Raw genomic sequence first — 780 nt, 5'->3', positions numbered from 1 at the left:
GGCCCGCTGCTCCGCGACCCGGACCGGGGCGGTACCGCCGACGCCGGTCCGGGACGCGACCGATCCCTCGATCGTGAGGACTTCACGCACCTCGGGCACGAGGTGCGGAGACACCGAGAGCAGCAGTTCGTCGGAGGCGTCCTCCAGACCGATCCCCTGCTCCTCGCATGCACGCACGAGCGCGCCCGAGATCTCATGGGCGTCGCGGAACGGCACCCGACGCTTCACCAGCCACTCCGCGACGTCGGTCGCGAGGGAGAAGCCCTGCGGTGCCAGCGCCGCCATGCGCTCGGTGTCGAAACGCAGCGTCGCGATCATGCCTGCGAAAGCGGGGAGCACGACCTCGAGCGTCTGCACCGAATCGAACACCGGCTCCTTGTCCTCCTGCAGATCGCGGTTGTACGCGAGCGGGAGGCCCTTGAGGGTGGCCAGCAGCCCCGAGAGGTTGCCGATGAGGCGCCCGGACTTGCCCCGCGCGAGCTCCGCGATATCGGGGTTCTTCTTCTGCGGCATGATGCTCGATCCGGTCGAGTAGCCGTCGTCGAGAGTGACGAAGCCGAACTCGCGGGTGTTCCAGAGGATGATCTCCTCGGACAGGCGCGAGATGTCGACGCCGGTCATCGCCGTGATGAAGGCGAACTCCGCCACCACATCGCGGGCGGCGGTGCCGTCGAGCGAGTTCTCGGCGGGGCGGTCGAGGCCCAGCTCGGTCGCCACGAGTGCGGGATCGAGACCGAGCGTGGAACCCGCCAGCGCTCCCCCGCCGTAGGGCGAGACACC

At 69.4% G+C, this 780-nt stretch carries 1 protein-coding gene; it reads right to left on the bottom strand.

The genetic code is table 11. The features are described from left to right. On the bottom strand, positions 1-780 hold a 780-nt coding region (argH, locus tag KZA10_RS16565), incomplete at both ends, for an argininosuccinate lyase (protein ID WP_218683445.1).

Source organism: Microbacterium sp. BF1, assembly GCF_019279095.1.
Taxonomy (GTDB): Bacteria; Actinomycetota; Actinomycetes; order Actinomycetales; family Microbacteriaceae; genus Microbacterium; species Microbacterium maritypicum.
Note: the sequence above shows the minus strand (reverse complement) of the source record. Positions and strands in the feature narration are given on the sequence as shown.